Below are 12,800 nucleotides of genomic sequence, written 5' to 3'. Positions count from 1 at the left end.
ATGGAAGAACTGAAAACTGCACGTGCCCAGCTGGTGCACGCCCGTATCGCTCCCCGTAAGGTCCAGATCGTCTGCGACATGATCCGCGGCAAGGACACCAAGGTCGCCGAGGCCTATATGGCCAACACGCCGAAGGCCGGCTGTGAGCTCATGCTCAAGCTCCTCAAGAGCGCCTGCGCCAACGCGGAGAACAACTTCGAGATGGATCCGGACAACCTCTACGTTGCCGAGGCCTATGCCACGGCCGGCCCGATCCTCAAGCGCGGCCGCCCGAGAGCTCAGGGCCGTATGTACCGCATCAACAAGCGCACCAGCCACATCACCATCGTCGTGGCTGAGAAGGCATAAGGGAGGAGGCAGAAGATATGGGACAGAAAGTTAATCCGCACGGCATGCGTGTCGGCGTCATCAAAGATTGGGATTCCCGCTGGTATGCCCGTGACGAGAAGGTCGGCGACCTGATCGTTGAGGACTACAAGATCCGCCAGTACCTGAAGAAGACCCTGTATTCCGCAGGCATCCCGAACATCGAGATCGAGCGCGACAGCGCGAAGGTCCGCATCTATATCCACTGCTCTCGTCCGGGCGTTGTCATCGGCAAGGGCGGCGCGGAGATCGAGCGCATCCGCCTCTCCGTCGAGAAGATGATCGGCAAGCCGGTCGCCCTCTCCATCGTCGAGGTCCGCACGCCGGATACGAACGCACAGCTCGTCGCCGAGAACATCGCCGCGCAGCTCGAGAAGCGCATCGGCTTCCGCCGCGCGATGAAAAACGCCATGGGCCGCGCCATGAGAATGGGCGCCCGCGGCATCAAGATCATGTGCTCCGGCCGTCTGGGCGGCGCCGAGATCGCCCGCACCGAGTGCTACCACGAGGGCACCATTCCGCTGCAGACCATCCGCGCGGACATCGAGTACGGCTTCGCTGAGGCTGCCACGACCTACGGCCGTGTCGGCGTCAAGGTCTGGATCTACAAAGGCGAGATCCTCTCCCAGAGCCTGCGCACCACCCCGCGCACCATGGATCTGAACAAGCGCGACGACCGTCGCCGTGACCGCCGTGACGGCGATCGCAGAGGCCGCGGCGGCTACAACCGCGACCGTCGTGACGGCAACCGCCAGGGCGGCCGTCCGGGCTACCAGGGCGGCGGACGTCCGCAGGGCGGCAACCGTCCGCAGGGCGGCTACAACCGCGGCCCGCGTCCGGCAGCTCCCGCTGCTCCGAAGGAAGGAGGCAACAACTAATGCTGATGCCGAAAAGAGTGAAGTACCGCAGAGTGCAGCGCGGTCGTATGACCGGCAAGGCCCTGCGCGGCAATAAGGTGACCTATGGTGAGTTCGGCCTGCAGGCGCAGGAGCCGGCCTGGATCACCTCCAACCAGATCGAGGCGGCCCGTGTCGCCATGACCCGTTACACCAAGCGTGGCGGTCAGGTCTGGATCAAGATCTTCCCCGACAAGCCGGTCACGCAGAAGCCGGCCGAGACCCGCATGGGTTCCGGTAAAGGTTCTCCTGAGTACTGGGTCGCCGTCGTGAAGCCCGGCAGAGTTCTGTTTGAGATCGCTGGCGTGCCGGAAGAGGCTGCCCGTGAGGCGCTGCGTCTGGCCAGCCACAAGCTTCCCTGCAAGACGAAGATCGTCAAGAAGGAAGACACTGAGATTGGTGGTGAATAAGATGAAAGCTAGTGAAATTCGCTCCATGTCCGCCGCTGAGCTGGAAAGCAAGCTGGTCGAACTGAAGAAGGACCTGTTCATGCTCCGTATGCAGCACGCTACCAATCATCTTGACAACCCCGTTAAGATTTCCGCTGTGCGTCGCGACATTGCCCGAGTCAAAACCGTGCTCCGCGAAAAGCAGCTCGAGCAGTGAGGAGGTAAGTGAGAATGAACGAAATGAGAACGACTTCCCGCAAGACCCGCGTCGGCAAAGTGGTGTCCGACAAGATGGACAAGACGATCGTTGTCATCGTGGAAGACCACGTGGCGCACAAAGTCTATAAAAAGATCATCGGCAAGACCTACCGCCTGAAGGCACACGACGAGAACAACGAGTGCCATGTTGGCGATATCGTCCGCGTGATGGAGACCCGCCCCCTGTCCAAGGACAAGAGATGGCGCGTGGTCGAGATCGTGGAAAAGGCGAAGTAAGGAGGCAACAACATGATTCAGCAGGAAAGTTATCTGAAGGTTGCCGACAATACCGGCGCCAAGGAAATCAAGTGCATCCGCGTTCTCGGCGGATCCAAGCGTAAATACGCCAGCATCGGCGACGTGATCGTTGCTTCCGTGCGCAAGGCGGCCCCCGGCGGCTCGGTCAAGAAGGGCGACGTCGTCAAGGCTGTTGTTGTCCGCACCGTGAAGCCGGTCCGCCGCGCGGACGGCACCTATGTGCGTTTCGATGAGAACGCCGCCGTCCTGATCAACGGCGAGGATAAGAACCCCCGCGGCACCCGTATCTTTGGGCCCGTCGCCCGTGAGCTCCGCGACAGTGACTTCACGAAGATCCTGTCTCTGGCTCCCGAAGTTATTTGAGGAGGGCGCAGAACATGAACATCAAAAAAGACGATAAAGTCGTTGTCCTGTCCGGCAAGGACAAGGGCAAGGAAGGCAAAGTCCTGTCTGCTGACCCGAAGGGCGGCAAGCTCATCGTGGAGGGCGTGAACGTCGCCACGAAGCACCAGAAGCCGAAAAATCAGCAGGATCAGGGCGGCATCATCAAGACCGAAACCCCGATCTATGCCTGCAAGGTCATGGTCGTCTGCCCGAAGTGCGGCAAGCCGACCCGCATTGCGCACAAGATCACCGACGGCAAGAAAGTCCGCGTCTGCAAGAAGTGCGGCGCCGAACTGTAAAGGAGGGAGCAACGAACTATGGCAAATATGCCTTCTATGAAGAAGAAGTATGTGGAGGAAGTCGCTCCCGCTCTGATGACGAAGTTCCAGTACGAGAGCGTTATGCAGATCCCGAAGATCGAGAAGATCGTCGTCAGCGTCGGCTGCGGCGACTGCAAGGATAACGCCAAGGCGCTCGACGCCGTCATCAAGGACATCACTGCGATCACCGGCCAGCATGCGGTTGCGACCGTCGCCAAGAAGAGCGTCGCAAACTTCAAGCTGCGTGAGGGTATGCACGTCGGCGTGAAGGTCACGCTGCGTCAGGACCGTATGTGGGAGTTCCTGGATCGCCTGTTCAACATCGCGCTGCCTCGTGTCCGCGACTTCCGCGGCATCTCGGCCGATGCGTTCGACGGCCGCGGCAACTACAGCCTCGGCCTCAAGGAGCAGATCATCTTCCCCGAGATCGAGTACGATAAGATCGAGAAGCTCCGCGGCATGAACATCGCCATCATCACCACCGCCAAGACCGATGAGGAAGCACGCGAGCTGCTCAAGCTCATGGGCGCCCCGTTCGTCACCAAAGCATAAGGGAGGAGCGACACAATGGCTAAGAAATCTATGATCCTCAAGCAGCAGGCGCCCGCGAAGTACTCCACCCGTCAGTACAACCGCTGCAAGATCTGCGGCCGTCCCCACGCTTACCTGCGCAACTACGGCATCTGCCGTATCTGCTTCCGTGAGCTGGCGTACAAGGGTCAGATCCCCGGCGTCCGCAAAGCCAGCTGGTAAAATTCTGCCGTTTGGCATTGTGAGCTGTGCTTGCTGTATACCAGATACAGCTGCGCACAGCGCCCTTCGCCAACCAACAGAATTTCGCCCGGGGCGGGATAACGGCTGCGCGGTGCACACCGCCTGACGAAAAATTTCCGCCCAGCGCTGAACCCTCGCGTTCAGCCCCAACTTCTGTAAGTTCGCCCCGCGCAGCCGCAGCTGGATCTGCGGCTGCCGGTGCGCACTGAAATACGGTGCCGGTCCTTATGATCTGAGTTCCGGTGCCGCGCCCCGCCCATGCCTGTGCGTTTGACCCGGCGCGCATGCATGGCTCACCGCTTTTGTGCCGCCCGGCACCGCGGCCGTGCCGCCGCCTCCGGCGGCGACATGAAAATGGACCGCGCGTCACGAAAGCAAGCTTTTGCCCCTTCGCAGAAAGGGCAGGGATGACGAAAGGCCGCAGGGAATCAAGCATTCATGCGGAACCTCGCCGCCCAAACCGTATCATCGGTAACTTCTAACTAAGGAGGAAACACAAATGCAGATCACCGATCCCATCGCCGATATGCTGACCCGCATCCGCAACGCTGGCAGCGCTCGGCACGAAACCGTGGACGTCCCGAATTCCAAGATGAAGAAGGCCATCGCCGAAATTCTTCTCGAGGAAGGCTACATCAAGAGCTTCCAGCTCATTGATGACGGCACCCAGGGCGTCATCCGCATCACCCTGAAGTATCTCCCCGGCAAAGAGAAGGCCATCCAGGGCCTCCGCAGAGTCTCCAAGCCCGGCCTGCGTGTCTACGCCGGCGCTGACGAGCTGCCGCAGGTCCTGCGCGGCCTCGGCATCGCGATCATCTCCACCTCGAAGGGCATCATGACCGACAAGAAAGCGCGTGCGCAGCACGTCGGCGGCGAAGTCCTCGCGTTCGTGTGGTAAGGGAGGTACAGAACAATGTCTAGAATTGGTAGAGCTCCCATTGAGATCCCCGCAGGCGTTGAAGTCACCTGCAATGGCAACGTTGTCACCGTCAAGGGCCCGAAGGGCACCCTGTCGCACAACGTGCACCCGGACATGACCGTCACGGTCGAAGGCAACACCATCCATGTCACCCGCCCGAGCGATGACAAATTGCACCGCTCCCTGCACGGCCTGACCCGCACGCTGATCCACAACATGGTCATCGGCGTGACCGAGGGCTTCAGCAAGACGCTCGAGATCAACGGCGTCGGCTACAGAGCCGTGAAGGAAGGTCAGAACCTGGTTATGCACCTGGGCTTCTCGCACACGGTCACCGTGTCCGAGAACGCGGACATCCAGATCGATGTCCCGAACCCGAACCAGGTCATTATCAAGGGTATCGACAAGGAAAAGGTCGGCCAGTTTGCAGCAGAAGTGCGCGCGAAGCGTCCGCCCGAGCCGTACAAGGGCAAGGGCATCAAGTACGATTACGAGCATATCCGCCGCAAAGAAGGCAAGACCGGCGCGAAGTAATTGGAGGTGTGCCTGAATGATTAAGAGACCGAATACGAAAGCGCAGCGCGTTCGCCGTCACCAGAGAGTGCGCGGCAAGATCTCCGGCACGGCCGAGAGACCGCGTCTGAGCGTGTTCCGCAGCGAAAACAACATTTATGCCCAGATCATCGACGATGTCGCCGGTAAGACGCTCTGCAGCGCCTCCACCGTGGAAAAGGGCTTTGAAGGCAATGGTGGCAACTGCGAAGCGGCAGCCAAGATCGGCAAGCTCATCGGCGAGCGCGCCGTGGCGGCCGGCATCACCGAGGTCGTGTTCGACCGCGGCGGCAACGTGTACCATGGCCGCGTCAAGGCTCTGGCAGAAGGCGCCCGCGAGGGCGGCCTGAAGTTCTAACGGGAGGAGGAAACGAAATGGCATATAACAATGACAGACGGGACAACCGCCGCAACCGCAGCGATGAGCCCCAGGAATTCAGCGAAAAAGTCGTTGCCCTCAACCGCGTTTCCAAGACCGTTAAGGGCGGCCGCGTCGCAAAGTTCTCCGCACTGGTCGTCGTCGGCGACGGCAAGGGCCGCGTGGGCTTCGGCCTCGGCAAAGCTGCCGAAGTTTCCGAAGCGATCCGCAAGGGCCTGGAGGACGCGAAGAAGAACCTGACCACCGTGACCCTGCAGGGCACGACGATCCCGCACGAGGTCATCGGCGAGTTCGGCGCCGGCCGCGTGCTGCTCAAGCCCGCCGCACCCGGCACCGGCGTGATCGCCGGCGGCGCCGTGCGTGCTGTGGTCGAGGCTGCCGGCATCAAGGACATCCGTACCAAGTGCCTGCGCTCGAACAACCCGGCGAACGTTGTCGCCGCGACGATGGAAGGTCTGAAGTCTCTGCGCAACGCCCAGCAGGTCGCTGTTTACAGAGGCAAGACCGCCGAAGAGATTCTGGGTTAAGGAGGGGCTGAGACATGGCAAATCTGAAGATTAAGCTCGTCAAGAGCCTCAGCGGCCGCAATGCCAAGCACATTGCCACCGCCAACTCCCTCGGCCTGCACAAGATCGGCAACGAGACCGTGCAGCCCGATAACCCGCAGACCCGCGGCAAGATCGCCAAGATCGGCTATCTCGTCGCCGTCACTGAAGAAGAATAAGGAGGGCCCCCAAAATGAATATCAACGAACTTTCTCCCGTTGTGGGCTCCACCCATGTCGGCAAGCGCAAGGGCCGCGGCCACGCGACCGGCAACGGCAAGACCGCAGGCCGCGGTCATAAGGGCCAGAAGGCCCGCAGCGGCGGCGGCGTCCGCATCGGCTTCGAAGGCGGCCAGATGCCTCTGGCCCGCCGCATCCCGAAGCGCGGCTTCCACAACATCTTTGCCAAACCGCTCGAGAGCGTGAACGTCTCCGCTCTGGAGAAGTTTGAAGACGGCGCTGTCGTCGACGCAAAGGCCCTGCTCGATGCCGGCATCCTTAGCAAGTGCACCTACGGTGTGAAGATCCTTGGCAACGGCGAAATCACCAAGAAGCTGACTGTGAAGGCTTCTGCGTTCTCCGAATCCGCGAAAGCGAAGATCGAGGCAGCAGGAGGAAAGGCTGAGGTGGTGTAAGGTGCTCCAGACATTTCGTAACGCATGGCGCATTGAGGAACTGCGCAAGAAAATTCTCTTTACGCTTCTGATTGTCCTGCTTTACCGTCTCGGCAATGCCGTACCCGTACCTTTCGTCGACACCAAAGCACTGGCCGACTACTTCCAGGCTAGTGGCCTGCAGAACACGATCCTGGGCCTGTTCAACGTCATGTCCGGCGGCGCGTTCTCTCAGGCGACGATCTTCGCACTGTCCATCCAGCCGTACATCAACGCTTCCATCATCATTCAGCTCCTGTGCATTGCGATCCCCGCTCTGGAGCGTCTGCAGAAGGAAGGCGGCGAGGAAGGCAAGAAGAAGATCGCCAGCATCACCCGCTACAGCACGGTCGCCATCGGCCTGCTGCAGGGCTTTGCGTATTATATGATGATGCGCAACTACAGCCTCATCAACGCGGACTTTGCCAGCAATGTCTGGGCAGCCATCGTCATCATCCTGACCTTTACGTCCGGCTCCGCCCTCATCATGTGGCTTGGTGAGCAGATCACCGAGTTCGGCATCGGCAACGGTATCTCGATCATCCTGTTCGTGAGCATCGTCGCCCGCTTCCCGAACTCCATCATCCGCCAGATCAACAACGTCGCCAATGGCGACCTCGCCTGGTGGGTCCTGGTGCTGATGTACCTCGGCGCCCTGCTGCTCATCGTGCTCATCGTGCTCGTCAACGACGCCGAGCGCCGTCTGCCGGTGCAGTATTCCAAGCGCGTGGTCGGCCGCAAGATGTACGGCGGCCAGAGCACGCACCTGCCGATGAAGGTGAACATGAGCGGCGTCCTGCCGATCATCTTCGCCCAGTCGATCGCGTCGCTGCCGGCCACCATCTGCGCCTTCGTTCCGAAGTGGCAGAACGGTTGGGTCATGAAGCACATCTTTGATACGACCACCTGGCCGTATATCGTCATCTACTTCCTGCTCATCATCTTCTTCAGCTACTTCTACTCCACGATCCAGTTCAACCCGATCGAGGTCGCCAACAACCTGAAGAAGAACGGTGGGTTCATCCCGGGCTTCCGTGCAGGCAAGCCGACGAGCGAATTCATCCAGAAGGTGCTCAACAAGATCACGCTCTTCGGCGCGATCTACCTGAGCGTCATCGCGATCACGCCGCTGATCGTCAGCGCGTGCTCGAAGGCGGAGCAGCTCACCGGTATTTCCCTGGGCGGCACGTCCATCATCATCGTTGTCGGTGTTGCACTTGAGACCGTCCGCGCACTCGAGGCGCAGATGCTCATGCGCAACTACAAGGGCTTCCTGAACTGATAGGAGGATGCACACAATGAAACTTGTTTTGTTAGGTGCCCCCGGTGCGGGCAAGGGTACGCAGGCTGAGATCCTCAGCCGCAAGCTGAATATCCCCACCATTTCCACCGGCAACATCCTGCGCGCGGCCATGAAAAACGGCACGCCCGTGGGTCTGAAAGCAAAATCCTACGTGGAAAGCGGCAAGCTCGTTCCGGACGACGTCATCATCGGCATCGTCTGCGAGCGTCTGGCTGAGCCCGACTGCGCCAATGGTTATATCCTCGACGGTATGCCGCGCACGATCCCCCAGGCGGAAGCGCTGGAGCAGCACGGCATCGACGTCGACACCGCCCTCTCGATCGAGATCGCGGACGAGACCATCATCGAGCGTATGTCCGGCCGCCGGACCTGCAAGGACTGCAGCGCCACGTTCCACATCGTCTCCAATCCTCCCAAGGTGGAAGGCAAGTGCGACTTCTGCGGCGGTGAGCTGACCATCCGCAAGGACGACGCTCCCGAGACCGTGAAGGCGCGCCTGGACGTCTACCATGCCGAGACCGAGCCACTCAAGGACTTCTATGCCCAGCGCGGCAAGCTCGTCAAGGTCGATAACCAGCCGACCATCGAGGCCACGACCGCTGCGATCGAGAAAGCTCTGGGTCTGGAATGATTATCATCAAATCCGATCCTGAAGTGGATCTCATGCGGCAGGCCGGCCGGATCACCGCTGGCGCGCGTACCGTCGCGCGTCAGATGGTGGAGCCGGGTGTGACCACCCGCCAGATCAACCGCGAAGTGCACAAGTTCATCACAAAGTCCGGCGCGTCGCCGTGCTTCATGACCGACGGCGGCTTCCCGACGGCGGCATGCATCTCCGTCAATGACGAGATCATCCACGGCATCCCCGGCGACCGCGTCCTGCATGAGGGCGATATCGTCAGCGTCGACGTCGGCGCCCGCTACCGCGGCTTCAACGGCGACTGCGCGGGCACGTTCCCGTGCGGCAAGTGCTCGGATGAGGCCCTGCGCCTGATCCGCATCACGCGCCAGAGCTTTTTCGAGGGCATCCAATTTGCCCGCGTCGGCTACCGCATCTCCGACATCGGCCACGCCGTTCAGGAGTACGCCGAGAGCTATGGCTATTCGCTCGTGCGCGAGTATGTCGGCCATGGTGTCGGCGCCAGCCTGCACGAGGCGCCCGAGATCCCGAACTACGGCAAGCCCGGCCACGGCCCGCGTCTGCAGAAGAACATGACGATCGCCGTGGAGCCGATGGTCAACGTCGGCGGGTACGAGGTCCGTGTTCTGGACAACGGCTGGACCGTGGTCACGGCGGACGGCAGCCTGTCGGCGCACTACGAAAACTCTCTGCTCGTCACCGACGGCGAGCCGGAGATCCTGACGTTCGCAGACGACATTTGACGGGTGCGTCCCGAAAAACCTTAGGAGGTTCAAATACCTTGGCAAAAGACGATGTAATCGAACTGGAGGGCACGGTCGTCGAATCCCTGCCCAACACGACGTTCCGGGTTGATATCGGCAACGGCCACATCATCCTGGCGCACATCTCCGGAAAGCTCCGGATGAACTTTATCAGAATCCTCCCCGGTGACAAGGTCACGGTTCAGATGTCTCCGTATGATCTGACGCGCGGCCGCATCACCTGGAGAAGCAAGTAGGAGGTTAACTACAATGAAAGTCAGACCGAGTGTCAAGCCCATGTGCGAAAAGTGCAAGGTCATCAAGCGCAAGGGCAAAGTCATGGTTATCTGCGAAAACCCGAAGCACAAACAGAGACAGGGCTGATCTGACCCTGTAAGTCCTAACACATCCGCGCCAGAAGGTCGGCTCCCTCCGGCGGGAGTAAGTCGCCTCCCTTTTTGCGCGCGGAACAAAAATTTCGAAAGGAATGATCGAATAAGATGGCACGTATCGCCGGCGTTGACCTGCCCAAGGACAAGCGAATTGAAATTGGCCTGACCTACGTTTATGGTATCGGCAGAACCAGCGCAAAAAAGATTCTTGACATGACCGGCATCAATCCGGACACCCGCGTGAAAGACCTCACCGATGAGGAAGAAGCAAAGATCCGTGAGTGCATCGACCACCACTTCATCGTGGAAGGCGACCTGCGCCGCAGCGTGGCGCTCGACATCAAGCGCCTGACCGAGATCGGCTGCTACCGCGGCCAGCGTCACAGACGCGGCCTGCCCGTGCGCGGCCAGCGCAGCAAGACCAACGCGCGTACCCGCAAGGGCCCGAAACGCACGATCGCCAATAAGAAGAAGTAAGGGAGGGATATGTAATGGCAAACGCAGCAAAAGGCAAGAAAGTTCGCACGCGCCGCAAAGAGCGTAAGAACATTGAAAAGGGAGCCGTGCATATCAGCTCTTCGTTCAACAACACCATGGTCACCATCACGGACACCCAGGGCAATGCGCTCTCCTGGGCCTCCGCAGGCGGCATGGGCTTCCGCGGAAGCAAGAAATCCACCCCCTTCGCCGCACAGACCGCCGCTGAGACGGCTGCCAAGGCGGCTATGGAGCACGGCCTGAAGACCGTCGAAGTCTTCGTCAAGGGCCCCGGCTCCGGACGTGAGGCTGCGATCCGCGCCCTGCAGACGGCAGGACTCGAGGTCACTATGATCAAGGACGTCACCCCCATTCCGCACAATGGCTGCCGTCCTCCGAAACGCCGCCGCGTCTGATTGAAGGAGGGAAATGAATTATGGCTAGATATACCGAAGCTGTCTGCCGCCAGTGCCGCAGAGAGGGCCAGAAGCTCTTCCTCAAGGGCGACAGATGCTACACCCAGAAGTGCGCGATCGACTGCAGAGGCTATGCCCCCGGCCAGCACGGCCAGGGCCGCAGCAAGACCTCTGAGTACGGTTCCCAGCTGCGCGAGAAGCAGAAAGTCCGCCGCTACTACGGCGTGCTCGAAAAGCAGTTCCGCAGCTACTTCGCCATGGCGGAGAAGCGCCAGGGCATCACGGGCGAGAACCTGCTCGCCATCCTGGAAACCCGTCTGGACAACGTCGTCTACCGTCTCGGCTTTGCTATGAGCCGTGCGGAGGCGCGCCAGCTCGTGACCCACGGCCACTTCACTGTGGATGGCCGCAAAGTCAACATCCCCAGCTTCCTGGTCAAGCCGGGCATGGTTATTACACTCAAGGACTCCAGCAAGAGTCTCGACAAGATCAAGGCCAACGTCGAAGCGAACGCTTCCCGTCCCGCGCCGAAATGGCTGGACTACGACGCCAACAACATGGTCGGCAAGGTCGTGGCCATGCCCGCGCGTGACGACATTGACCTGCCTGTCGAGGAACACCTCATCGTCGAGCTGTATTCCAAGTAATAAAGAGACCCTCAAATTGGTAAGCTGACATCCGCAGCGCCCCAGCGGCGCAACAATACAGTAAGGAGGGTTAAGTCTAAATGATTGAAATTGAAAAGCCGCGCATCGAATGCCAGGAATCCCCGGACGATATCTCGTATGGCAAGTTCGTCGTTGAGCCTTTGGAGCGTGGCTACGGCACGACCCTGGGTAACTCTCTGCGCAGAGTGCTGCTCTCTTCACTGCCCGGCACTGCCCCGACGTCCATCCGGATCGCCGGCGTGCAGCACGAGTTTTCGACGATCCCCGGCGTCAAGGAAGACGTCACGGAGATCGTGCTGAATGTGAAGGGGATCATCGCGCGCCTGCACTGCGACGGCCCGAAGACCGTCTATATCGAAGCGGCAGGCGAGTGTGAAGTCACGGCCGGCGACATCAAGGCAGACGGTGAGGTCGAGATCCTCAACCCCGAGCTGCACATTGCCAGCCTCGGCCCGGACGGCGCGCTCTCCATGGAGATCACGCTCGCCCACGGCAGAGGCTACGTCCCGGCGGACAAGAACAAGAGTGCGCAGCAGGTCATCGGCACCATCCCGGTGGACAGCATCTATGCGCCGGTCCTGAAGGTCAACTACGCTGTCGAGAACACCCGTGTGGGCAACCAGACGGACTTCGACAAGCTGACCATCGAGGTCTGGACCGACAAGACCATCTCGGCGCGCGACGCGCTGAGCCTCGGCGCCAAGATCCTGTGCGATCACTTCACGCTCTTCACCGATCTGTCTGACACGATCGGCAACAGCTGCACGGTGGTGGAGAAAGAGCCGGAGCGCCCCGACACCGTCATGAAGATGACGATCGAGGAGCTGGATCTCTCCGTGCGCAGCTTCAACTGCCTGAAGCGCGCGAATATCAACACCGTCGAAGACCTCACGAACAAGACTGAGGAAGAGATGATCAAGGTGCGCAACCTTGGCCGCAAATCCCTGGAAGAGGTCGAGCACAAGCTCGCTATGATGGGCCTGAGCCTGGCGAGCGACGACAACCAGTAATAACCAGTTACTCTTATCAAGGAGGAAAACCGATATGCCCGGAACAAGGAAACTCGGTAAGACCACCGATCAGCGCAAGGCGATGCTCCGTCAGCAGGTCACGGATCTGCTCGACATGGGCCGCATGGAGACGACCGTCTTCCGCGCAAAAGAGATCGCGCCGCTCGCCGAGAAAATGATCACCCTTGGCAAGAAGAAGGACATGACCGCCTACCGTCAGGCGCTGGCCTTCATCACCCGCGAGGATGTTGCCAAGAAGGTGTTCGATGAAGTTGCCCCGAAGTATGCCGACCGCAACGGCGGCTACACCCGCATCACCCGCATCGGCACCCGCCGCGGCGATGCGGCCGAGATGGCTGTCATCGAGCTCGTGTAAGGAGCATCCGAACACCAATTATCATGCACCGACCGTTTTGCGGCCGGTGCATTTTTTTAGGCTGCAAAAAGCCTCGCAGAGTT

The 12,800-nt window shown here is 60.3% G+C and carries 25 protein-coding genes; all 25 read left to right on the top strand.

The genetic code is table 11. The features are described from left to right. The 25 genes from rplV to rplQ all read left to right on the top strand — a co-directional run bounded on the left by rplV (nt 1) and on the right by rplQ (nt 12,717). A complete protein-coding gene (gene rplV / locus OGM61_11335; protein UYI84418.1) occupies nt 1-348 on the top strand; it encodes a 50S ribosomal protein L22 in 348 nt (115 codons plus the stop codon). Nucleotides 349-365: 17 nt separating this feature from the next. Continuing rightward, on the top strand, nt 366-1,244 hold the full coding sequence (rpsC, locus tag OGM61_11330) for a 30S ribosomal protein S3 (GenBank protein UYI84417.1): 879 nt from the start codon (nt 366-368) through the stop codon (nt 1,242-1,244). Continuing rightward, complete coding sequence (gene rplP / locus OGM61_11325; GenBank protein UYI84416.1) at nt 1,244-1,672, top strand: 50S ribosomal protein L16; 429 nt, start codon at nt 1,244-1,246, stop codon at nt 1,670-1,672. The genes rpsC and rplP overlap by 1 nt, the downstream gene beginning before the upstream one ends. 1 nt (nt 1,673) lies before the next feature. Further along, nucleotides 1,674-1,868: a 50S ribosomal protein L29 gene (rpmC, locus tag OGM61_11320; GenBank protein UYI84415.1), complete on the top strand. Its 195-nt coding sequence runs from the start codon at nt 1,674-1,676 to the stop codon at nt 1,866-1,868. A 23-nt stretch (nt 1,869-1,891) separates the two neighbouring features. Continuing rightward, a complete protein-coding gene (gene rpsQ / locus OGM61_11315; protein UYI85599.1) occupies nt 1,892-2,146 on the top strand; it encodes a 30S ribosomal protein S17 in 255 nt (84 codons plus the stop codon). Nucleotides 2,147-2,158: 12 nt separating this feature from the next. Continuing rightward, nucleotides 2,159-2,530, top strand: coding sequence for a 50S ribosomal protein L14 (gene rplN, locus OGM61_11310; GenBank protein UYI84414.1), 372 nt, complete (start codon nt 2,159-2,161; stop codon nt 2,528-2,530). 14 nt (nt 2,531-2,544) lie between these two features. Beyond that, complete coding sequence (rplX, locus tag OGM61_11305; GenBank protein UYI84413.1) at nt 2,545-2,850, top strand: 50S ribosomal protein L24; 306 nt, start codon at nt 2,545-2,547, stop codon at nt 2,848-2,850. Nucleotides 2,851-2,877: 27 nt separating this feature from the next. Beyond that, nucleotides 2,878-3,423 (top strand): 50S ribosomal protein L5, encoded by a 546-nt coding sequence (gene rplE / locus OGM61_11300; protein UYI85598.1) that lies wholly within the window; start codon nt 2,878-2,880, stop codon nt 3,421-3,423. 15 nt (nt 3,424-3,438) lie between these two features. Beyond that, complete coding sequence (locus OGM61_11295) at nt 3,439-3,624, top strand: type Z 30S ribosomal protein S14 (GenBank protein UYI84412.1); 186 nt, start codon at nt 3,439-3,441, stop codon at nt 3,622-3,624. Nucleotides 3,625-4,144: 520 nt separating this feature from the next. Then, nucleotides 4,145-4,543 (top strand): 30S ribosomal protein S8, encoded by a 399-nt coding sequence (rpsH, locus tag OGM61_11290; GenBank protein UYI84411.1) that lies wholly within the window; start codon nt 4,145-4,147, stop codon nt 4,541-4,543. Nucleotides 4,544-4,558: 15 nt separating this feature from the next. After that, nucleotides 4,559-5,098 carry a 50S ribosomal protein L6 gene (rplF, locus tag OGM61_11285; GenBank protein ID UYI84410.1) on the top strand — a complete coding sequence of 180 codons (540 nt, stop codon included), beginning with the start codon at nt 4,559-4,561 and terminating at the stop codon, nt 5,096-5,098. Between the two features lie 16 nt (nt 5,099-5,114). After that, a complete protein-coding gene (gene rplR / locus OGM61_11280; GenBank protein ID UYI84409.1) occupies nt 5,115-5,474 on the top strand; it encodes a 50S ribosomal protein L18 in 360 nt (119 codons plus the stop codon). 17 nt (nt 5,475-5,491) lie between these two features. Further along, entirely contained in the window at nt 5,492-6,022 is a 531-nt protein-coding gene (gene rpsE, locus OGM61_11275) for a 30S ribosomal protein S5 (protein ID UYI84408.1), read from the top strand. Between the two features lie 14 nt (nt 6,023-6,036). Beyond that, a complete protein-coding gene (gene rpmD, locus OGM61_11270) occupies nt 6,037-6,219 on the top strand; it encodes a 50S ribosomal protein L30 (protein UYI84407.1) in 183 nt (60 codons plus the stop codon). Nucleotides 6,220-6,233: 14 nt separating this feature from the next. After that, nucleotides 6,234-6,674 (top strand): 50S ribosomal protein L15, encoded by a 441-nt coding sequence (gene rplO, locus OGM61_11265; protein ID UYI84406.1) that lies wholly within the window; start codon nt 6,234-6,236, stop codon nt 6,672-6,674. Between the two features lies 1 nt (nt 6,675). Continuing rightward, nucleotides 6,676-7,974 (top strand): preprotein translocase subunit SecY, encoded by a 1,299-nt coding sequence (secY, locus tag OGM61_11260; protein UYI84405.1) that lies wholly within the window; start codon nt 6,676-6,678, stop codon nt 7,972-7,974. A gap of 16 nt (nt 7,975-7,990) precedes the next feature. Further along, a complete protein-coding gene (locus OGM61_11255) occupies nt 7,991-8,626 on the top strand; it encodes an adenylate kinase (GenBank protein ID UYI84404.1) in 636 nt (211 codons plus the stop codon). After that, nucleotides 8,623-9,378 (top strand): type I methionyl aminopeptidase, encoded by a 756-nt coding sequence (map, locus tag OGM61_11250; GenBank protein ID UYI84403.1) that lies wholly within the window; start codon nt 8,623-8,625, stop codon nt 9,376-9,378. The genes OGM61_11255 and map overlap by 4 nt, the downstream gene beginning before the upstream one ends. A gap of 38 nt (nt 9,379-9,416) precedes the next feature. Next, on the top strand, nt 9,417-9,635 hold the full coding sequence (infA, locus tag OGM61_11245; protein ID UYI84402.1) for a translation initiation factor IF-1: 219 nt from the start codon (nt 9,417-9,419) through the stop codon (nt 9,633-9,635). A 13-nt stretch (nt 9,636-9,648) separates the two neighbouring features. After that, nucleotides 9,649-9,762: a 50S ribosomal protein L36 gene (gene rpmJ, locus OGM61_11240; GenBank protein ID UYI84401.1), complete on the top strand. Its 114-nt coding sequence runs from the start codon at nt 9,649-9,651 to the stop codon at nt 9,760-9,762. Between the two features lie 116 nt (nt 9,763-9,878). Continuing rightward, nucleotides 9,879-10,247, top strand: a complete 369-nt coding sequence (gene rpsM, locus OGM61_11235) for a 30S ribosomal protein S13 (GenBank protein ID UYI84400.1) — start codon at nt 9,879-9,881, stop codon at nt 10,245-10,247. Nucleotides 10,248-10,261: 14 nt separating this feature from the next. After that, entirely contained in the window at nt 10,262-10,663 is a 402-nt protein-coding gene (gene rpsK, locus OGM61_11230; GenBank protein ID UYI84399.1) for a 30S ribosomal protein S11, read from the top strand. A gap of 20 nt (nt 10,664-10,683) precedes the next feature. Continuing rightward, complete coding sequence (gene rpsD, locus OGM61_11225; GenBank protein ID UYI84398.1) at nt 10,684-11,310, top strand: 30S ribosomal protein S4; 627 nt, start codon at nt 10,684-10,686, stop codon at nt 11,308-11,310. 80 nt (nt 11,311-11,390) lie between these two features. After that, the gene (locus OGM61_11220; protein ID UYI84397.1) at nt 11,391-12,341 is read left to right on the top strand and encodes a DNA-directed RNA polymerase subunit alpha; all 951 of its coding nucleotides are present in this window, start codon (nt 11,391-11,393) and stop codon (nt 12,339-12,341) included. Between the two features lie 34 nt (nt 12,342-12,375). Continuing rightward, nucleotides 12,376-12,717 carry a 50S ribosomal protein L17 gene (rplQ, locus tag OGM61_11215; GenBank protein UYI84396.1) on the top strand — a complete coding sequence of 114 codons (342 nt, stop codon included), beginning with the start codon at nt 12,376-12,378 and terminating at the stop codon, nt 12,715-12,717. Nucleotides 12,718-12,800: the final 83 nt, after the last annotated feature.

The sequence above is a fragment of the Clostridiales bacterium genome, from assembly GCA_025757645.1.
Taxonomy (GTDB): domain Bacteria; phylum Bacillota; class Clostridia; order Oscillospirales; family Oscillospiraceae; genus CAG-103.
The sequence above is the reverse complement of the archived record's forward strand: the minus strand, read 5'-3'. Positions and strand labels throughout refer to the sequence as shown.